The sequence below is a fragment of the Agrobacterium rosae genome (genome assembly GCF_002915175.1).
Taxonomy (GTDB): Bacteria; Pseudomonadota; Alphaproteobacteria; order Rhizobiales; family Rhizobiaceae; genus Agrobacterium; species Agrobacterium rosae.
Window position 1 is genome coordinate 30,675 of the sequence record NZ_NXEJ01000006.1, and the last position, 18,033, is coordinate 48,707.

Annotated in this window: 20 protein-coding genes; 9 read left to right on the top strand and 11 right to left on the bottom strand. The window is 57.8% G+C overall.

The annotated features are described in order from the left end of the window. Nucleotides 1-6: 6 nt before the first annotated feature. Nucleotides 7-372, top strand: coding sequence for a hypothetical protein (locus CPJ18_RS11275; RefSeq protein WP_067648636.1), 366 nt, complete (start codon nt 7-9; stop codon nt 370-372). After that, nucleotides 369-902 (top strand): hypothetical protein, encoded by a 534-nt coding sequence (locus tag CPJ18_RS11280; RefSeq protein WP_103658355.1) that lies wholly within the window; start codon nt 369-371, stop codon nt 900-902. The genes CPJ18_RS11275 and CPJ18_RS11280 overlap by 4 nt, the downstream gene beginning before the upstream one ends. A 164-nt stretch (nt 903-1,066) precedes the next feature. On the opposite strand, the gene fliP is transcribed toward CPJ18_RS11280, so the two are convergent. From fliP to flgB, 10 genes are all read right to left on the bottom strand, one after another. Further along, nucleotides 1,067-1,804 carry a flagellar type III secretion system pore protein FliP gene (gene fliP / locus CPJ18_RS11285; RefSeq protein ID WP_103585012.1) on the bottom strand — a complete coding sequence of 246 codons (738 nt, stop codon included), beginning with the start codon at nt 1,802-1,804 and terminating at the stop codon, nt 1,067-1,069. After that, nucleotides 1,801-2,334: a flagellar basal body-associated FliL family protein gene (locus CPJ18_RS11290; RefSeq protein ID WP_103658357.1), complete on the bottom strand. Its 534-nt coding sequence runs from the start codon at nt 2,332-2,334 to the stop codon at nt 1,801-1,803. The genes fliP and CPJ18_RS11290 overlap by 4 nt, the downstream gene beginning before the upstream one ends. A 69-nt stretch (nt 2,335-2,403) precedes the next feature. Then, on the bottom strand, nt 2,404-3,129 hold the full coding sequence (gene flgH / locus CPJ18_RS11295) for a flagellar basal body L-ring protein FlgH (protein ID WP_103658359.1): 726 nt from the start codon (nt 3,127-3,129) through the stop codon (nt 2,404-2,406). Beyond that, the gene (locus tag CPJ18_RS11300; protein WP_103658361.1) at nt 3,126-3,656 is read right to left on the bottom strand and encodes a MotE family protein; all 531 of its coding nucleotides are present in this window, start codon (nt 3,654-3,656) and stop codon (nt 3,126-3,128) included. The genes flgH and CPJ18_RS11300 overlap by 4 nt, the downstream gene beginning before the upstream one ends. Next, a complete protein-coding gene (locus CPJ18_RS11305) occupies nt 3,653-4,741 on the bottom strand; it encodes a flagellar basal body P-ring protein FlgI (RefSeq protein WP_103659070.1) in 1,089 nt (362 codons plus the stop codon). Before CPJ18_RS11305 ends, CPJ18_RS11300 begins: the two co-directional genes overlap by 4 nt. 32 nt (nt 4,742-4,773) lie before the next feature. After that, nucleotides 4,774-5,262, bottom strand: a complete 489-nt coding sequence (flgA, locus tag CPJ18_RS11310) for a flagellar basal body P-ring formation chaperone FlgA (RefSeq protein WP_245445394.1) — start codon at nt 5,260-5,262, stop codon at nt 4,774-4,776. A 17-nt stretch (nt 5,263-5,279) separates the two neighbouring features. Further along, a complete protein-coding gene (flgG, locus tag CPJ18_RS11315; RefSeq protein WP_077118757.1) occupies nt 5,280-6,068 on the bottom strand; it encodes a flagellar basal-body rod protein FlgG in 789 nt (262 codons plus the stop codon). A gap of 18 nt (nt 6,069-6,086) precedes the next feature. Further along, complete coding sequence (gene fliE / locus CPJ18_RS11320) at nt 6,087-6,431, bottom strand: flagellar hook-basal body complex protein FliE (RefSeq protein WP_077118759.1); 345 nt, start codon at nt 6,429-6,431, stop codon at nt 6,087-6,089. 2 nt (nt 6,432-6,433) lie between these two features. Beyond that, nucleotides 6,434-6,847 carry a flagellar basal body rod protein FlgC gene (flgC, locus tag CPJ18_RS11325; RefSeq protein ID WP_077101711.1) on the bottom strand — a complete coding sequence of 138 codons (414 nt, stop codon included), beginning with the start codon at nt 6,845-6,847 and terminating at the stop codon, nt 6,434-6,436. Beyond that, on the bottom strand, nt 6,848-7,237 hold the full coding sequence (flgB, locus tag CPJ18_RS11330) for a flagellar basal body rod protein FlgB (RefSeq protein ID WP_077101713.1): 390 nt from the start codon (nt 7,235-7,237) through the stop codon (nt 6,848-6,850). It lies immediately after the preceding gene. A gap of 229 nt (nt 7,238-7,466) precedes the next feature. Here flgB and CPJ18_RS11335 point away from each other — a divergent pair, with 229 nt between their 5' ends. Beyond that, entirely contained in the window at nt 7,467-9,230 is a 1,764-nt protein-coding gene (locus CPJ18_RS11335) for a GumC domain-containing protein (protein WP_146258679.1), read from the top strand. 82 nt (nt 9,231-9,312) lie between these two features. Continuing rightward, entirely contained in the window at nt 9,313-10,212 is a 900-nt protein-coding gene (gene folD / locus CPJ18_RS11340; RefSeq protein ID WP_103658365.1) for a bifunctional methylenetetrahydrofolate dehydrogenase/methenyltetrahydrofolate cyclohydrolase FolD, read from the top strand. Between the two features lie 5 nt (nt 10,213-10,217). Here the strand turns inward: folD and CPJ18_RS11345 are convergent, their stop codons facing one another. After that, nucleotides 10,218-11,240, bottom strand: coding sequence for a LacI family DNA-binding transcriptional regulator (locus CPJ18_RS11345; protein ID WP_103658367.1), 1,023 nt, complete (start codon nt 11,238-11,240; stop codon nt 10,218-10,220). 281 nt (nt 11,241-11,521) lie between these two features. Between CPJ18_RS11345 and CPJ18_RS11350 the strand changes: the two genes are divergently transcribed. From CPJ18_RS11350 to CPJ18_RS11370, 5 genes are all read left to right on the top strand, one after another. Continuing rightward, nucleotides 11,522-12,883: an ABC transporter substrate-binding protein gene (locus CPJ18_RS11350; RefSeq protein WP_103658369.1), complete on the top strand. Its 1,362-nt coding sequence runs from the start codon at nt 11,522-11,524 to the stop codon at nt 12,881-12,883. A gap of 114 nt (nt 12,884-12,997) precedes the next feature. Beyond that, nucleotides 12,998-14,011 (top strand): carbohydrate ABC transporter permease, encoded by a 1,014-nt coding sequence (locus CPJ18_RS11355; RefSeq protein WP_077101720.1) that lies wholly within the window; start codon nt 12,998-13,000, stop codon nt 14,009-14,011. A 1-nt stretch (nt 14,012) separates the two neighbouring features. Then, nucleotides 14,013-15,173, top strand: a complete 1,161-nt coding sequence (locus tag CPJ18_RS11360; RefSeq protein WP_103658371.1) for a carbohydrate ABC transporter permease — start codon at nt 14,013-14,015, stop codon at nt 15,171-15,173. Nucleotides 15,174-15,179: 6 nt separating this feature from the next. Then, nucleotides 15,180-16,856 (top strand): beta-galactosidase BglA, encoded by a 1,677-nt coding sequence (bglA, locus tag CPJ18_RS11365; RefSeq protein WP_188348514.1) that lies wholly within the window; start codon nt 15,180-15,182, stop codon nt 16,854-16,856. Nucleotides 16,857-16,876: 20 nt separating this feature from the next. Next, a complete protein-coding gene (locus tag CPJ18_RS11370) occupies nt 16,877-17,965 on the top strand; it encodes an ABC transporter ATP-binding protein (protein WP_103659073.1) in 1,089 nt (362 codons plus the stop codon). Nucleotides 17,966-18,033: the final 68 nt, after the last annotated feature.

The window sequence follows — 18,033 nt, forward strand, 5'->3', positions numbered from 1 at the left end:
AAGATTATGGAAATTGTAAACAACGACTATAGAACGCAGGCCATTCTCGGCCGCCTCGAAACGGTGATCGACAACGAAAACCAGCGGATTGGAAAAGATCCGGAATTCGATTTCAAACTGTCGAACGCGCATAAGAGCCGTTGCCTGTATGAGCTCAGCATGTTGCTGCGCGACGTTGACGGTGCGAAGATCGCCGCTGCTCACAAACGTCAAATTCTTGATATCAAGGCCAAACTGGCCATCAATACCCGCCGCGTCGAAGCCAACCTTCACGCCGTCAGGGCCGTGGTCGATCTTTTGAAGACTGCTGCCAGACGCGCCGAAGATGACGGCACCTACTCGCTGGAACAGTTCGCAAGCGGGGCGCAATGATCAAGCTTATAGCGACAGGGATCTGGATTCTCGTCGTAACACTCGGCGGCGTCTATGCCGCCGTGACCTTCGGTAACAAGGGTGCAAACCCTGCTGCCGAAGCCGTCCACCCACCGCATTTCGTTCAAAGCGAAACCGTGACGTTGCCCGTGGTGGTCGATGGTAAGGTTTCGGGCTACTTCATTCTTCGCGCCAGCCTTCAGGTGGATGAAGATGCGCTGAAGGAAGTGAATGTCCCCGTGCCGACATTCCTGACGGATGAGCTCTACACGTTGCTGGTGGGAGACAAACTGGTGGACGTAAAGACCGCCGACAAATTCGATGTGAACGGCTTCAAGGCGAAAATCAAGGATGGCCTGAATGCCCGCCTTGAAAAGCCGTTGGTCAAACAAGTCCTCATCGAGCAGATGGATTTCATCTCCAAAGAAGAAATCGAAGCGAGGGATCCAAACAAGAAACCTCAGCAGATCGTCGTCAACACCGATCCGCCACCGCCAAAACCAACCGCTGCGGCCAGCTCTGGCCACTGAAGATTTGATACCATCCAAACCGCTCGAACTGTCCCAGTTCGGGCGGTTTTCGTTTGCGTAACGTGGGCAGCTCAGACCGTCAGCGATAGGTCGAGCCCCGACCTATCGCAATATGAATTTAAGCAGGCAAGTTGGGATGATCTGTTTCGGTCAGAATGAAACGTTCAATAGAACGATCTGACCAGAGAGCCGACGAGCAGATTCCAGCCATCGATCAGGACGAAGAAGAGAATCTTGAAGGGCAGCGAGATCGAGGTCGGTGGCAGCATCATCATACCCATTGCCATCGTGATGGTTGCCACGACCATGTCGATCACGAGAAATGGCAGGATGATGAGGAAGCCGATTTCGAAGCCGCGACGGATTTCCGACAGCATGAAGGCCGGGATGAGGACCCGATATTGCGGCACGGTGCCGTTCATCGTTTGCTGACCTCGTTCGTTTGCCAGATCGACAAACAGGGCAAGATCCTTCGGGCGTGTGTTGTTCACCATGAAACCGCGAAACGGTTCAGCGGCGCGCTCGAGCGCAACCGCCTCGGTGATCTGGCTTTGCAGAAGCGGCTGAATGCCGTCCTGCCAGGAGCGTTCGAAGGTTGGTGCCATGACATAAAAGGTCATGAACATCGCCATGCTGGTCAGGATCATGGTGGAGGGGGTGGTTCCCAGACCCATGCCGGACCGCAAGATGGAAAACGCAATGATGAACCGCGGAAAGCTCGTCACCATGATGAGGATGCCGGGGGCGATCGACAGGATGGTTAGCAGCCCGAAGGTGCGAATGATCCACGCCGCCGCAGAACCATCGAGCGGCAGATTCAGCAAATCAGCCGGCGACTGTTGTGCGAATGCAAGCCCCGGAGTGAGGGCGAGAACAAGCAGAAGGATAATTTTTCGAATCATTCGATCACAAAGGTTCTGAAGAGAACCTTGGATACGCGCCCTTTTGATCTGAGGTCAACGATTTCTCTCAGGTCATCCCTAAGATATTGAAAGCCGCGTGGGCCCTGAAGCTGCTGCAAGGAAACGGTTCTGAGATAAGTCAGCATTTCCTGATGCAAGTCCTGGGCGAGCGACGTATCGCCCGGGCCCGTAAACTGCAAGGCAAGTTCAAGCCGTATCCACTTATCCGTGGGGTAACCGAGGTTGGTCACGATCGGGTCGAGCGCAATCAGGCTGGGTGCGGCGGCACCGGCTGCGCCATGCTCACCGCCAGCCGCTGGTGCGGCCTTGCCACCCTCTGCGGCAGCTGGCGCATGTTCCGCTGCGGCTGGCGCTGGCGTCGCGGCGGCGGGAGCCGCAGGCACGAGCAATGTGTTGCCCACGAACCATCCGCCACCAAGCCCCAGCAACGAGAGCACCGCAATGGCACCGGCGGTTACGACGATCGACGGCTTCTTTGGGGCAGCAGGTTCGGTTGTCGTGAGGCTCATGATCGTTTCTTACGTCTGTCTGCGAGATCAACCCGTGCGGAATGCGGCGGGCCGTATGCTTGGTTCATGTCAGATCGGCGAGAACAGATCCACCACCTGCTGGCCGACCGGCGGCTGCTGAATTTCCGTGATGCGACCACGGCCACCGTAGGAGATGCGAGCTTCGGCAATCTTCTCGTAGGAAATCGTATTCTGGGAGTTGACGTCCTGCGGCCGCACGATACCAGCCACGTTGAGAATACGGACTTCGTGGTTGACGCGCACTTCCTGTGATCCGCTGATCAAAAGGTTGCCGTTTTCCAGAATGCCGGTCACGACAGCGGCAACGAGCAGCGTCAGTTTTTCGGCACGGCTGATGGAGCCCTTACCGTTGGACTCGCTGGTATTGTCGAAGCTCAGGGACGAATCGGCCTGTGGCTTCCAGCCAAGAATTTCGGCGTTCGCCTTCCAGCCCGTGTCGCGATTGTTCTTCTTGGTGCGGTCGGTCTCGTTGTCAAACGTTGCCTTGTCGTTGATCTGGATGTTGACCGTCAGAATGTCACCGATGTTCAGCGCACGCGCATCCTTGAACAGGGCCGCCTTGCTGTCGCTCCACAGAGAATAGCCGCTGGCGGCATGCAATGGTTGCTTCGGGTACGACGCCAGTTGCGGTGCCTGACTAAATTGCAGTCCGCTGCCGATCGGGCTCATGGCCGGCGCGTTACCGATTTCCTTCAGCGTCTGGTTCTGTGTGATGCTGGAGCAGCCAGTCAGAACACTTGCGGCTAAAAGGACAAGAATGAGCGCTTTGTTCATGACGGATCTCTTGATGTTGTTTTGTCGGTCGCGCTTGACATGATCGATGCAACGATGGCGGCCTTCTTGGCATCCATTTCGGCAAGGATCAGGCCCGACTGGCGAGGCGGCAGCTTCATGATGATCGCAGCGGCAAGGGCAGGGTTGACCTCTGCCAGCTGCGGAGCAGCGGCATCCGCCTTCATCGTTTTGTAGACATTGACGAGATTTGCCTCGGCCTGCTGCATGAAGTCGTTGCGGCGTTTCAACCAGTCTTCGTACTCTGCCTTGCGCGCTTCCATGACGGCGATACGGTTGTCGACGTCCTGTTGCAGCTTTTCGAGGTCCTGCTTTTGCAGGACATAGCGCTGGTCACGCGCCTGATCGATGACATTGGTGCAATATTGCTGGATTTCCTGGCCGCTCGTATCACCGGATGTCACCCGCACCTGCTCCTGTGCGCGTGCGGATGGAAGCGCCGCGACCATAACGAAGATGGCAAGCAGCGTGCGGCGGGGCGTTAGGATTTCAGAGATATTGACCATCATTGCAACACCAGTTCTGCTTGCAGCGCGCCGGCTGACTTTATGCCTTGAAGGATGGCGATGATGCCGTCCGGCTTGACGCCGATATTGTTCAGCCCTGCGACCAGCGAGCGCAGGTTTGGCCCGTTGAGAATGGCAACGGGGCCGCCGGTCTGCTGCGCAGCAATGTCGGTCTGCGGCTGAACGGCGGTTTCGCCGCGTGAGAACGGTTGTGGCTGAATGACCTGTGGCGTTTCGGTGACCTGCACGGTGAGCGTGCCGTAGCTGACGGCAACCTGCGAAATGCGGACGTCGGCACCGATGACGATTGTCCCCGTCCGTTCGTTGATGACGACCTTTGCTGGCGTATCGGTCTCGACGGAGAGGTTTTCAATGCTCGCCATCAGGCGGGTAAGGTCAGCGGTGCGCGGCTTCTGGATGAAGACGACCTGACTGTCGCGGGCCTCGGCAATCGGCTCGCCAAAGGCGGTGCGGGCATAGCCGTTGATAGCGTCGGCAATGCGCGTGGATGTCGAAAAATCGGGATTGCGCAGTTGCAGGACCAGATTGACCGAATCCTTGAACTGCGAGGGGAGTTCACGTTCGATGATCGCGCCGCTTGGAACGCGTCCGGCCGTGGTCACGCCCTGTGTCAACTGCGCAGCCTGACCTTCTGCATTAAAGCCGGAGACAATGACCGAACCCTGCGCCACCGCATAAATCTGGCCATCGGCACCCGACATGGAGGTCATGATGAGCGTGCCGCCGCGCAGAGACGACGCATCACCCAGCGAGCTGACATTGACGTCGAGCCGGCTGCCCGGACTTGCAAATGGCGGCAGATTGGCTGTGACCATGACGGCGGCGACGTTTTTCGAGCCGGACTGGTTGCCTTGCATGGAGATGCCGAGATTCTGCAACATCGCCCGCATTGACTGTTCGGTAAAGGGCGAAGAACGCATGCTATCGCCGGACCCTTGAAGGCCGACGACAAGACCGTAACCGATCAGCTGGTTTTCACGACCCGCCTGCAGGGAGGCTATGTCTTTGACCCGTGCGTTGAACTGGGAATAGGCCGCGGGTGCCGTCACTAAGAACGTGGCGATCATCACCGTGGCAGCTATCAGGCCCTGACGAAAACTCATTTCTGGAAAACCTCCACAGTCCCGTCTTGCAGGGCCGTTCCGCTGATCGTGACGCCGGTGTCGCGGTTGCGAACGCGCACAACCTCACCCGCCATGCCATCTTCAATGGCCGTGCCGGATGCAGAAAGGTTCATGCCGCCCACGCTGTAGACGATCCTGATAGTTGCTCCACGCTGGACCGCGAAAGGATCGCGAAGATCGCCGACCTGGATGGTGCGGCCGGCAACCAGCGTCCGCTTGGAAACCTTGCCCACGACGGCTTGCGTGGCGTCTGCGTAGCCCGGTGAAAGATTGGGATTTGTTACCAGAACTTCCGTCACACGGTCGCGGGTGATGACGTCGCCGGGGAAAATCGTGCTTGTTGGAACAACGGCGTGTTTCTGCTGCGAGAAAGCAGCCTGCGGCGCGTACGTCACCAGGCTGACTATGAGCGCCAGCGCCATCTTGCAGAGACTGCCAGGCACGATTTTCGGGCGGAACTTCATGTTACCCTACCTTTGCGTTACTTCAGGTTCTGACTGACGATCGTCGCCATTTCGTCTGCGGTGGTGATGACCTTCGAGTTCATTTCATAGGCGCGCTGCGCGGAAATGAGGTCGGTGATCTCCTTGACGGAATCGACGTTCGAGCTTTCGAGGTAGCCCTGCTTGATATAGCCGAAGCCAGTGGACTGCGGTGCTGCTTCAACAGGGTTTCCGGAAGCCTCTGTCTGCGAGAACAGGTTGTCGCCGAGTGGCTTCAAGCCCGCTTCGTTGGCGAAGTTGCTAAGGTTCAGCTGGCCGAGTTCGGTCAGGTTGGTGGCGGTGCCGATACGGGCCGATACGATACCATCCGTGCTGATCGTGACTTCTGTCGCGTCTGTCGGAATGGTGATGTTCGGCTGAACACCGTAACCGTCGATCGTCACCAGTCGACCGTTGGAATCCTTGTTGAGAGCGCCAGCACGCGTATAAAGCGTCGTGCCATCGGGACCATCAACCTGCAACCAGCCCTTGCCGACGATCGCGACATCGAGATCGTTGCTGGTCTGGGAAATTTCACCCTGAATGTGGAGCTTGCGGACGGCAGATGTCTGTACACCCAGACCGATATTGGCACCTTCCGGAACCACGGACTGGTTCGCACGGTTCATCACACCCTGTGCACGCTCTGTCTGGTACAAAAGGTCGGTAAACTCGGCGCGGCCGCGCTTGAACGCAGTGGTGTTGATGTTCGCGATGTTGTTCGCGATGACCTCAAGGTTTGTCTGCTGGGCATCCATGCCCGTCGCTGCAATGGCTAGTGCTCTCATTTTTTATATCCTTAAGCGTCAAATCTGCATTTTCACGATGTCGAGATAGGCCGAGACGATCTTGTCGCGTAGAGCCACGGCGGTCTTGAGGGTCTGGTCCGCCTGCATGACGGCATCCACCACTTCACGCGTATTGGCTTTGCCCTGAATACCGGCGAAGGACATGGCTTCACCCTTCTTGAGGGACTCAACGGCATCCATCGCCACGCCGCCCATTACGCTTGCGAAGCTGGGGCCGGTTGCGGCCGTTGCTGCGGTTGAAACTGCGTTTTCGGCAAGCGAACCCAGGCCGGATGTGACCTCTTTCAGTCCGTCTGTTGCGGCTGATGTCAGCGACTTCAAGCTGCTAATGGAATCAATCATCTTTAAGCTTTCAATAGGTCGATTGTGGAGGCGACCATGTCGCGTGTCTGTTTGATGACCTGCAAATTGGCGTCATAACCGCGGTTTGCTTCGCGAAGGTCGGCCATCTCGATCAGCATGTTCACATTGGGAAGCTTGACCATGCCTTTTTCGTCGGCGGCCGGGCTGTCAGGATCGTATTCCTGCGTAAAGTCGGAGCGATCGACACCCAGCTTCTTGACCTCGACAAGGTTGGTCTGGCTGGCGCGATCGAGCTCGTTCGCAAAGGTTATTGTCTTGCGGCGATAGGGGTCTGCACCGGGCGTGTCGCCTGTGGTACGCGAGTTCGCAATGTTTTCAGAAACGATACGCAGACGCGTAGCCTGCGCCTCCATTCCGTTTCCTGCAATTTTCATCGAGGATTTTAAAGGATCCATTTACTTGCCCACCGCTGTCAGCATCATGCTGTGAAAAGAGCGAACGAGTTGCGCGTTCAGTTCGAACTGCCCCTTGATTTCGCCCGTCTTGGCCATTTCCTTCGAAAGAGAAACTGTGTTGCCCGATTCCTGAACGCCGATTTCGTTGGTCAGGTCAGCGTCTTCCAAGGCAACCTTGCCGCCGCCTGCCACTGCCAGCTCCATATGGGCGGCATTGGTGCGTGCCATCTGCATGCCGACCGACTGCAATTCAGAATCGAACGGCACGACGTCCTTTGCGCGGAACTTCGGCGTGCTGGCGTTTGCAATGTTACCTGCGACGACTTCTTGACGGACAGAAAGCCATTCGGCCTGCCGGGATGCCAGCGCAAACAGCTGAATCGGCTGCATGACAATTCTCCGTGTTTAACTTGATCCTGTTTTAGGGCGACAATCTTGCGCGGGACTTGCGGACGATGGCTTTCTGCCAGGCTGTCCAGGCCCCACGCTTTGGTCGCCGTTAACCATTTGTTTGCCTTGTCGCTTTAGGCTTCGTTTATATTTACACCAGCGGATTTTCCGGTCTGGGCGTATGTAACCCTATGGGTTTGCGATGGTTTTTGAGATCGACAGATTTGTGATGCCGAATCGGGACGCGCTTCGCGAGAAGCTCGCTGCTGCGTCGTGGCGACGATATCTGCTCTCGGCGGGCCTCGTGCTTTCCCTGACGGCATCGGGCTTTTTTCTGCCGACGATGCTTTTGGAACCCGGCCTGCAGGGTTACGTGTCTCAAGCCCGCGTCAAAGTCTCCAATCCTCACGCCACCGCCGCTGGCGTGCAGCGAATGACATCGCAGCTTGGTGAAAGTCTCCTGTCGCCGATGGCGCTAGGCCTCATGGTCTCCGACCTGAAGCTTCAACCTCAAGACCTCACAGGCATGCAGACGCCGGGGCATCTCGCGGTTTTTCTGGATCTGCTTGCAGGTGGAGGAAAAAACGCCGATGTGCTGGTCGGGGCAACGGAAACGGCACTAAAAAACGCGGTGTCCATCTCGTCTGCACCTTCGAGCAATGAGATCGAGATCGACGTCACCGCGGCCACCCCCGAAGCATCGCAGCGCATTGCGGATTATTTCGCCGCTCGCATCGTCAAGAACATCGGTGCCGAGCAACGCGACCCGGAACTTCAGGCTGTCGAGCGGGCGCGTGTTGCGCTGGATAGCGCCGAGGCCGCGTTGACCGGTTTCCAGATGCGGCATGGCAATGACGCCGTTTCCCGCATTCAAGGCTTGCAGCAGAAAATTCGTGAAGACGAAGCAACCGCCGCAACTCTCAGCGCCAAGAGCACAGAGCTTGCTGATGGCATTTCGGCCGCCACGTCCATGAAGGTGGCTGATGTTCTCAACGGAAACCTGCCGGCTATGGCCGCGTTTGCACCGCTGGAGACGATCCGCCAGAACTATACCGCCGCCAAACTCGCACTGGCCGAAGTCAGCGTCGATCACGGACCGAAACATCCGCGCACGATCGCTGCACAGGCAACCGTGGATGCGGCAAGAGCGACAGCCATGCCCAGCCTTCGCCGGGCGCTGGAAGCTTTGAAGCAGGAGCAGATCACTGTCACAGAAGCACTGGAAATGCGGGCTACCAATCGCGCCGAACTGGATAGTCAGTTGCAGGCCCTAGGCGATGCTCCCGCAGACCTCGCGCGGTTGGAAGCCGCCCTTGAAAAGGCACGCACGGATTACATCATCTCAAGCGACGCCGCAGGCACATTCTCCAGCGCACCGCGCGTCAGCGCCGCTCTTGCGTTGACGGCTGAGCCGGGCGTTGCCAATTACGACAGCTTTACTGCAAATGCGATGTCTATCGCAGGCGGCGCTGCCGGATTGCTGATTTCGCTTTTCGCCTTGAGCTTCCGCCGCAAGGAAGAAGCGAACGAAGCTGCCGAACTGCCTGCTGTCATCGAGCCCGAAACGGCCTTGGACACGCAAGTCGCTCAGATGCCGTCTCCAGAGACGATTGAAATAGAGCCCGGTATTTTCGATGACCTGTCCGTGGAAGATTCAGCGACGCCAGAGCCGGTCATCGCTGAGATTGCGTCCCCGATCGTGGTCGAAGATGAACCCGAAACCGAAGTCGCTTACGACGAGGCCGCCAACGACATACCGCTTGATGAACGCGTACGGCAGGTCCTGATGCAAAACGCTATTGCCCGTCCATCACAGGAAAGGAACGTGCCGGTTTTCAAGCTTCCACCACTGTTGGCAGCGGCTCTGGCCGGTCAGGCAGACCATGCGCAGGCCGAAACCGAGGAGTTGCGGATACTGCGTCAGGAACTCGCTTTGCTGCGAACGCGCCTGCTGGAACATGCCCGCGAAGAACGCGACCGCAATCGCGCCTGACGCGCCGATTTTCAATCAAAATGCACTATGCTGCGCGACATTCCGGCGCTAGATAGCTATCTAGTTTCCAGGAGGCAGGCATATGGCAGTGGTGATCGACGGCAAGGCAAAAGCGGCATCTGTAATCGAGACTGTTCGCAAAGCGGCAGAAGATCTTGAGCAGCAGACAGGTGTGAAGCCCGGACTTGCGGTGGTGATCGTCGGTAATGACCCGGCCAGCCACGCCTATGTGAATTCCAAAAGTAAAACGGCCAAGGAGTGCGGCTTCAAGTCCGTCCAGCATACGCTGCCGGAAGAAACGACGCAGGCCGAACTGGAAGCCCTGGTCGCCACATTGAATGCCGATGCGTCCATTCACGGCATTCTCGTGCAACTGCCGCTGCCTGGGCATCTCAATTCCGATGTCGTCATCCAGTCCATTTTGCCGGAAAAAGATGTGGACGGCCTGAGCGTTCTCAACGCTGGAAAGCTTGCCACCGGTGACCTCGAGACAGGGTTGATCTCCTGCACACCTGCGGGCTCCATGCTTCTGGTGCGCAGCATTCATGGTGATGACCTTTCTGGCCTCAACGCCGTCGTCATCGGCCGTTCCAACCTGTTCGGCAAGCCCATGGGGCAATTGCTTTTGAATGCCAACGCGACAGTCACCATGGCGCATTCGCGGACCAAAGATCTGGCTGGGGTCTGCAAGACTGCCGATATTCTCGTTGCCGCCGTTGGTCGTCCGCAGATGGTCAAGGCCGATTGGGTTAAGCCCGGTGCGACCGTCATCGATGTCGGCATCAACCGTATTCCGGCTCCGGAAAAAGGCGAGGGCAAGTCCCGACTGGTCGGTGATGTCGCCTATGATGAGGCCAGCGCCGTTGCCGCGGCCATCACGCCTGTTCCCGGTGGCGTCGGCCCCATGACGATTGCGATGCTGATGGCAAACACGGTCATCGCAGCCCATCGCGCCCTGGGAAAAACTGCGCCGAAGTTCTAACCGGCTTAGCTTTGGACGGGGCCTGTCGATCCGCGCACGACAAGCTCTGCTTTCCACAATTCCTGCTGGGTGTCGGGCTGGCCGGACTTGATCTGGTTGATCAGCCGCTCGGCAATTCTCAAGCCGGCTGCCCGCAGGGACGACCGGGTCGTCGTCAACGGTACGGAAAAGTTGACCGGCTTCAGCAACGGCAACACATCGTCATGGGCGATCAGTGAGATATCTCTTCCCGGCTTCAGCCCTCGGTGATTGAGCGAACGGACGGCACCCAATGCCAGTGCCGTGGATGCACAGATGATCGCCGTCGGGCGATCGACGCGCGACAGCAACTGTTCCATTTTCAGGAATCCCGCTTCGTCGTTCATAATGCTGTGGCTGACATTGTCCTGACGCAGCGCATATCCCTGTTCCGTGAGGGCGGCCTCTACCCCCCGGTGACGGCGAAAGGTGAAATCATAACCTTCCGGGCCGTTCAGAAGGGCGATATTGCGATGGCCCAACTGCAACAGAAGCGACGTCGCATCGCGAAACGCAGTCTCATTGTCGACGTCTAAGAAAGGATAATCCGTCTCCACGCCCCAGGAACGGCCATGCACCATGAAGGGTATAGAAAGGCCCTTCATCATCTCGATGCGGGGGTCGTTCTTCTTCATATAGGCGAGGTAGATGCCGTCGACGCTGCCGCTGACTGCAAGCTCTTTCAGCGCATTTTCCTCATTGGCGGGATCTGTCGGCATGATGACAAGGTGGAAGCCGTTGCGGGCTGAGGCCTCTCCCAGGCCGCTGAGAAACTCGCCGAAATGCACATCGGATTGATAGTCGGGGCCGGTGGGCATGACCAGGCCGATGGAGCCCATCTTGCCGGTCGCGAGGCGTTGGGCTGCGACATTGGGCCGATAGCCGGTCTTCTGCGCGGCCTCGATGATCTTGCGACGGGTCTCGGCGTTGACTTCCGGATAGCCGTTGAGCGCGCGGCTGATTGTGGTCTGGGAAATGCCGAGGTGCTGCGACAGTTGTTTCAGGTTCATGTTTCGCAGCCCTCCATGGTTCCAGCGTCAGCTTGACGCATTGCTCCTCCAAGCGCCCAAACCGCTTTGGATGATAGCAACACTTGCCCTGCGCCACAATTGGAAAAGGCTGAGTTTCTTCACGCATAGTTTGCATGCTGCACTGCGGTGTATTCACCAAAGCGCTAAAGTTCAACCGGACACTTGACTCGGCTTCCATGTCAGTGAGATGAATAGGTAGCCAAAGCGCTTTGAGGATTTTCAAGGGCGAAAGCCTGTAATGTGATGGGAGGTAGGATCACATGAAAAAGACTTTCTGGACGACCGTGGCCATAGCCACGTTTTTGTCAGGTGCAGCCCTAGCGGCAGACCTGAAGTTCAAGCCGGGTGACGACGCGAAATTCAACTGGAAGAGCTACGAAGACTTCAAAACCGCCAATGCCAGCCTAAAAGGTGAAACGCTGACGATCTTCGGACCCTGGCGCGGCGAAGACGAGGCACTGTTCCAGTCGGTTCTGGCCTATTTTGCCGATGCGACGGGCGTGAACGTCCGCTATTCTTCTTCGGAAAACTACGAGCAGCAGATCGTTATCGATACGCAGGCCGGTTCTCCTCCCAATGTTGCCATTCTTCCGCAGCCCGGCCTTTTGGCCGACCTCGCTGCCAAGGGTCTTTTGACACCGCTTGGCGATGATACTGCGAAGTGGGTGAAGGATAATTATGGCGCAGGCCAGTCCTGGGTCGATCTGGGCATGTACCCCGGCAAGGATGGCCAGAAGGCTTATTTCGCCTTCCCGTTCAAGGCAGACGTGAAGTCGCTGGTCTGGTACGTGCCTGAAAACTTCGAAGAAGCAGGCTACGAGGTTCCCAAGAGTGTCGAAGACCTCGTCAAGCTCAGCGACCAGATTGTAAAGGACGGCGGCACGCCATGGTGCATCGGTCTCGGTTCTGGCGGTGCGACGGGTTGGCCCGGCACGGACTGGGTCGAAGACTTCATGCTGCGCACCCAGCCGCTGGATGTCTATCTGAAGTGGACGACGAACGAGGTGAAGTTCAACGACCCACGCGTCGTTGCCGCCATCGAGGAATTCGGCAAATTCGCCAAGAACGACAAATATGTCTCGGGTGGCGCAGCCGCCGTTGCCTCCACCGACTTCCGTGACAGCCCCAAGGGCCTCTTCGACATTCCGCCGAAGTGCTACCTGCATCGTCAGGCCTCGTTCATTCCATCCTTCTTCCCTGAGGGAACAAAGGTCGGAACGGATGTCGATTTCTTCTACATGCCGACATTTGCCTCCAAGCCTGAACTCGGCAAGCCGGTTCTCGGTGCCGGAACGCTCTTCACCATTACCAAGGATTCAAAGGCCGCCCGCGCGCTGGTCGAGTTCCTTAAGACGCCGATCGCGCATGAGGTGTGGATGGCGCAGTCAGGCTTCCTGACACCATACAAGGGCGTCAACCTCGACACCTATGCCAGCGAGCAGACCAAGCGTCAGGGTGAAATCCTCACAACCGCCACCAGCTTCGGTTTCGATGGCTCGGACCTGATGCCCGGCAAGATCGGTGCCGGCGCATTCTGGACCGGCATGGTCGATTTTGTCGGCGGCAAGTCTGCGCAGCAGGTTGGCGACGATATCCAGAAGGCCTGGGACGGCCTGAAATAATCACAAACTCCGCCCGGCAGTGCCAGTCACTGCCGGGCCGTTTCTCTACAAGTCTCTGCCATAACAGGATCATGCTGTCAGGCTGGGTATAAGAACGGAATACGGGGAGGGAATATCATGACCCAGATCGTGTCAGCGCTCGGCGTGATGATCGTCGGCGTTTTCGCCTGCGCCGCCTATTATTGGTTGTCGGACAAGGCGCTACAGCTCATTTTCCCGGTCAAAGACGGTGACGTGATCCACGCATCACGCAATCTGAACCGGCGTGCGGCCATCCGCCCCTGGCTTTTCGTCGGACCGGCGCTGCTGTTGCTGGTCGTCTATCTCGTCTACCCCGTCGTCGCCACCTTCATCTTGTCCTTCTATGATCGCACGGGTGCCAATTTCGTCGGCCTCAACAATTATCGTTGGGCATTTTTCGACGCCGGTTTCCGCCAGTCCATTTTCAACAACATCCTCTGGCTCGCCGTCGTACCCGCCGCCTGCACCTTCTTCGGTCTCGTCATTGCCGTCATGACGGACCGCATCTGGTGGGGCAATATCGCCAAGTCCATCGTCTTCATGCCCATGGCCATTTCCTTCGTCGGCGCATCGGTCATCTGGAAGTTCATCTACGAATATCGCGGTGAGGGGCAGGTGCAGATTGGCCTATTGAACGCCATCGTCGAATATTTCGGCGGCACCCCGGAAGTGTGGATTTCCATGCCCTTTTGGAACAACTTTTTCCTGATGGTCATCCTCATCTGGATCCAGACCGGCTTTGCCATGGTCATTCTGTCGGCCGCCCTGCGCGGCATTCCAGAAGAAACCGTCGAGGCCGCCGTGATCGATGGTGCTAATGGCTGGCAGATATTCTGGAAAATCCTCGTGCCGCAGATTTGGGGCACCATCGCCGTGGTCTGGACGACCATCACCATCCTCGTTCTCAAGGTCTTCGATATCGTGCTGACCATGACCAACGGTCAGTGGAACACCATGGTTCTGGCCAACCTCATGTTCGACTGGATGTTCCGTGGCGGCGGGGATAGCGGACGCAGCGCCGTCATCGCGCTCGTCATCATGGCGGCAGTGACGCCGATCATGATCTGGAACATCCGTCAGGCAAACCGTGAGATGGAGGGTCGCTGAGATGAACATAGCAACACGTCTTCGCCGCATCGGCCTGCCACGCCTTATCGTCCACATCAGCGTTCTCTTCGTCGTCCTGCTCTGGCTCTTGCCGACGCTCGGCATTCTCGTCAGTTCACTGCGAGATAAGGACCAGCTCGTCGTTTCCGGCTGGTGGACGGCATTTTCCAGCTCCAGCCAGACACAGGCCCTTCGCCTTGCTGATCCGGCGACACAGAAACAGGAAGGCGACCGTTTCGTCATCTCCGGCAACGTCTTCGAGAACGGCGCCGGTGGCAAGATTTCCGCCTTCGGTGTGCGAGTGCAGGACCCTGAAGCCTTTCCGGCAGGTGAGCCGGCTGATCTGGGTGAAGGCGAAAGCCTCGTCATCAATGAAGACGGCACCTATCAATACAGCAAGAATGCCAGCTTCGAAGGCTCGCGTGCCAAGCGTGTCTATCTGGCTGTCGCGACTCCACCCATCTTCACGCTCGATAATTACCGCACCGTCCTCAAGTCGGAAGGCATCGGCCAGTCCTTCGTCAATTCGCTGACGGTTGCCATTCCCGCGACCGTGATCCCGATTCTGATCGCAGCCTTTGCGGCCTACGCGCTGTCATGGATGAAGTTTACCGGTCGCTCGCTGATGATTGCCATGGTCGTCGGTCTGATCGTCGTGCCGTTGCAGATGTCGCTCATTCCGCTGTTGCAGCTCTATAACTGGATCGGCAACGTCTTTGGCGTGCCATCCAAGACCTATGCGGGCATCTGGCTGGCGCATACGGCCTTTGGCTTGCCGCTCGCCATCTATCTGCTGCGCAACTACATTGCCGGTCTGCCGAAGGAAATTATTGAAAGCGCCCGCGTCGATGGTGCCAGCGATTTCGAAATCTTCGTCAAGATCGTCCTGCCCTTGTCTTTCCCTGCACTCGCATCCTTCTCGATCTTCCAGTTCCTCTGGACATGGAACGACCTTCTGGTCGCCATGGTGTTCCTCGGCACGCAGAAGGACGAGCTGGTGCTGACGGGCGCACTGAACGCGCTGCTAGGTTCGCGCGGCGGCAACTGGGAAATCCTCACCGCATCGGCCTTCGTCACCATCATCGTGCCGCTCTGCGTTTTCTTCGCTCTCCAACGTTACCTTGTGCGCGGCCTGCTGACAGGCTCGGTCAAGGGAGGCTGATCCACAATGAATGCCCATACCACACAGGAAACTGCAATGACGTCTTCTGCTCTCGTGCGCGATAAGGATTGGTGGCGCGGTGCCGTGATCTACCAGATCTACCCGCGCTCCTATCAGGATTCCAACGGCGATGGCATCGGCGATCTCAAGGGCATCACCTCACGTCTGGAGCATATCGCCAAGCTCGGCGCAGACGCGATCTGGATTTCGCCCTTCTTCACGTCACCGATGAAGGATTTCGGCTATGACGTTTCCAACTACGTCGATGTTGATCCCATGTTCGGCACGCTGGCGGATTTCGATGGCCTGATTGCCGAAGCACACCGCCTTGGCATCCGCGTCATGATCGACCTCGTTCTGTCGCACACGTCCGATCAGCATCCATGGTTCGTCCAAAGCCGCTCCAGCCGCCAAAACCCCAAGGCGGACTGGTATGTGTGGAGCGACGGCAAGCCGGATGGCACGCCGCCCAACAATTGGCTGTCCATCTTCGGCGGTTCCGGCTGGCAGTGGGACCCGACGCGCATGCAATATTACATGCACAACTTCCTCACCTCGCAGCCGGACCTCAACCTGCACAATGAAGAGGTGCAGCAAGAGTTGCTGAACATCACCCGCTTCTGGCTGGAACGCGGCGTCGATGGTTTCCGTCTGGATACGATCAACTTCTATTTCCACGACAAGGAACTGCGCAACAACCCGGCGCTCGCACCGGAGCGCCGCAACGCGTCCACCGCGCCTGCCGTGAACCCCTATAATTTTCAGGAGCACATCTACGACAAGAACCGCCCGGAAAATATTGCCTTCCTGAAGCGCTTCCGCGCCGTGCTGGACGAGTTCCCTGATATTGCCGCCGTCGGCGAAGTGGGCGACAGCCAGCGCGGGCTCGAAATCGTCGGCGAATATACCTCCGGCGATGACAAGATGCAGATGTGCTACGCCTTCGAATTTCTGGCACCCGATGCGCTGACCCCGCAGCGCGTGGCCGATGTGCAGGCGGATTTTGCCCGCGCCGCACCCGAGGGATGGGCCTGCTGGGCTTTCTCCAACCATGATGTCGTGCGCCACGTGAGCCGCTGGGGCGATGTGGTGGAAGACAAAGACGCTTTCGCCAAGGTTCTCTCAGCCCTTTTGATGACACAGCGCGGATCTGTCTGCATCTATGAAGGTGAAGAGCTTGGCCTAACGGAAGCCGATATCGCTTTTGAAGATTTGCAGGACCCCTATGGCATTCAGTTCTGGCCGGAATTCAAAGGCCGTGACGGTTGCCGCACGCCCATGGTCTGGGATGCTGGCCATGCGCTGGCGGGCTTCTCGACAGCCGAAAAGGGTTGGCTTCCCATTCCGCCCGAACACAAGCAGCGCGCGGTCAGCGCCCAGCAGCGCGACGAGACATCGGTGCTTGAGCACTATCGCCGCTTCCTTGCCTTCCGCAAACAGCACCCGGCCTTTGCCAAGGGCAGCATCGAATTCCAGCCGGTCGAAGGCACGGTGTCGAGCTACACGCGCACACTCGGCAATGAAACCGTGCTGTGCCTGTTCAACCTGTCGGCAGAACCATCAGAGGCGACATTGCCGGATGGCAATTGGCAGGTTGTCGAAGGCCATGGCTTCTTTGCGCAATTGAGCGGCAACACTGTCCAGCTACCGGCATGGGGCGCATTTTTCGCCCGTTACGCCTGACATATAGGGAGGAACACCACATGACCGGCGTCATTCTCAAGGATATCCGCAAGGCTTACGGACAGGTCAAAGTCCTTCACGGTATCGATCTGGATATCAAGCAAGGTGAGTTCATCGTCTTCGTCGGTCCCTCCGGCTGCGGGAAATCCACGCTGCTGCGCATGATTGCGGGTCTGGAAGAGATCACTGGCGGTGAGATGTATATCGATGGCCAACTGGTCAACGAAATCCCGCCCTCACGGCGTGGCATCGCCATGGTGTTCCAGTCCTACGCGCTCTATCCGCATATGACTGTTTACGACAACATGGCCTTCGGTATGAAGATCGCCAAGGAAAACCGCCAAGAGATCGACCGTCGCGTGCGCGCCGCTGCCGACATTCTGCAACTGACGCAATATCTGGATCGCCTGCCCAAAGCACTCTCCGGCGGTCAGCGCCAGCGTGTCGCCATCGGTCGCGCCATCTGCCGCAACCCCAAGGTCTTCCTGTTCGATGAGCCCTTGTCGAACCTTGATGCCGCCCTTCGCGTCGCCACCCGCATAGAGATCGCCAAGCTCGGCGAGCAGATGGCGGATACGACGATGATCTACGTGACCCACGACCAGGTGGAAGCCATGACGCTGGCCGACCGTATCGTTGTGCTCAACGCCGGTCGCGTGGAGCAGGTGGGTGCGCCGCTGGAACTTTACGAAAATCCCGGCAATCTTTTCGTCGCCAAATTCATCGGTTCACCGGCGATGAACATCATCGCCGCTACGATGAAGGGAACAGGTGCCCAGACGGCCATCGAACTCTTGGGCGGCAAAACGCTTTCCGTGGATATCGCAACCCAGCCTGGAGAAGAAGGCAAGGCTGCGTCCTTCGGCGTTCGCCCGGAAGATTTGGCTGTTGTCACCGGTGACGACTATCTTTTCGAAGGCAAGGTTTCCATCGTTGAGGCGCTGGGCGAAGTCACTTTGCTCTATCTGGAAGCGCCCGCTGGGCAGGACCCGATCATCGTCAAAATCCCCGGTATTGCCCAGGCCAAAAAAGGTCAGGTTTTACGCTTCTCCGCACCGTCCCAAAAGCTGCATCTCTTTGACGCGGAAGGCCAGACATATCGCCGTTAAAAGGCGTATAGGAACGGCTTTTTAACCATAAAACGAAGCCGTTCAGCTGTGCCATAATGATTTCACAT

Bases quoted from the DNA above. Each gene is read 5' to 3' on its own strand.
- CPJ18_RS11275 (WP_067648636.1), top strand. From the start codon at position 7: ATGGAAATTGTAAACAACGACTATAGAACGCAGGCCATTCTCGGCCGC.
- CPJ18_RS11280 (WP_103658355.1), top strand. From the start codon at position 369: ATGATCAAGCTTATAGCGACAGGGATCTGGATTCTCGTCGTAACACTC.
- fliP (WP_103585012.1), bottom strand. From the start codon at position 1,804: ATGATTCGAAAAATTATCCTTCTGCTTGTTCTCGCCCTCACTCCGGGG.
- CPJ18_RS11290 (WP_103658357.1), bottom strand. From the start codon at position 2,334: ATGAGCCTCACGACAACCGAACCTGCTGCCCCAAAGAAGCCGTCGATC.
- flgH (WP_103658359.1), bottom strand. From the start codon at position 3,129: ATGAACAAAGCGCTCATTCTTGTCCTTTTAGCCGCAAGTGTTCTGACT.
- CPJ18_RS11300 (WP_103658361.1), bottom strand. From the start codon at position 3,656: ATGATGGTCAATATCTCTGAAATCCTAACGCCCCGCCGCACGCTGCTT.
- CPJ18_RS11305 (WP_103659070.1), bottom strand. From the start codon at position 4,741: ATGATCGCCACGTTCTTAGTGACGGCACCCGCGGCCTATTCCCAGTTC.
- flgA (WP_245445394.1), bottom strand. From the start codon at position 5,262: ATGAAGTTCCGCCCGAAAATCGTGCCTGGCAGTCTCTGCAAGATGGCG.
- flgG (WP_077118757.1), bottom strand. From the start codon at position 6,068: ATGAGAGCACTAGCCATTGCAGCGACGGGCATGGATGCCCAGCAGACA.
- fliE (WP_077118759.1), bottom strand. From the start codon at position 6,431: ATGATTGATTCCATTAGCAGCTTGAAGTCGCTGACATCAGCCGCAACA.
- flgC (WP_077101711.1), bottom strand. From the start codon at position 6,847: ATGGATCCTTTAAAATCCTCGATGAAAATTGCAGGAAACGGAATGGAG.
- flgB (WP_077101713.1), bottom strand. From the start codon at position 7,237: ATGCAGCCGATTCAGCTGTTTGCGCTGGCATCCCGGCAGGCCGAATGG.
- CPJ18_RS11335 (WP_146258679.1), top strand. From the start codon at position 7,467: ATGCCGAATCGGGACGCGCTTCGCGAGAAGCTCGCTGCTGCGTCGTGG.
- folD (WP_103658365.1), top strand. From the start codon at position 9,313: ATGGCAGTGGTGATCGACGGCAAGGCAAAAGCGGCATCTGTAATCGAG.
- CPJ18_RS11345 (WP_103658367.1), bottom strand. From the start codon at position 11,240: ATGAACCTGAAACAACTGTCGCAGCACCTCGGCATTTCCCAGACCACA.
- CPJ18_RS11350 (WP_103658369.1), top strand. From the start codon at position 11,522: ATGAAAAAGACTTTCTGGACGACCGTGGCCATAGCCACGTTTTTGTCA.
- CPJ18_RS11360 (WP_103658371.1), top strand. From the start codon at position 14,013: ATGAACATAGCAACACGTCTTCGCCGCATCGGCCTGCCACGCCTTATC.
- bglA (WP_188348514.1), top strand. From the start codon at position 15,180: ATGAATGCCCATACCACACAGGAAACTGCAATGACGTCTTCTGCTCTC.
- CPJ18_RS11370 (WP_103659073.1), top strand. From the start codon at position 16,877: ATGACCGGCGTCATTCTCAAGGATATCCGCAAGGCTTACGGACAGGTC.